Source organism: Vibrio sp. OPT46, from assembly GCF_015163535.1.
Taxonomy (GTDB): domain Bacteria; phylum Pseudomonadota; class Gammaproteobacteria; order Enterobacterales; family Vibrionaceae; genus Vibrio; species Vibrio alginolyticus.
Genome location: NZ_JADDYG010000608.1, coordinates 691 through 914, shown reverse-complemented (window position 1 = coordinate 914; position 224 = coordinate 691). Strand labels below are relative to the sequence as shown.

General features: G+C 51.3%; 1 protein-coding gene. It reads right to left on the bottom strand.

Features of this window, described 5'->3' with window-relative positions:
• The coding region (locus tag IQR33_RS34140; RefSeq protein ID WP_228014092.1) for a cadherin-like domain-containing protein at window positions 1–224 on the bottom strand (224 nt) is incomplete at both ends.

Sequence of the window (224 nt, the reverse complement as noted above, 5' to 3'; positions counted from 1 at the left end):
GTGTCGTTCACCGCATTCACGGTGACGTTAACCGTCGCTTGGTCAGTCAGTGCACCATCGGTCACGGTGTAAGTGATTTCAGCGTCACCATGGAAGTTATCAGCCGGTGTGAAGACCAGTCTGCCATCAACGATCTCAACTGTACCTTGTGTTTCAGGTACGGAAGCCGATTCAATCGACAGCTTATCGCCATCCACATCGGTGTCGTTTGGCAGGACATCAAT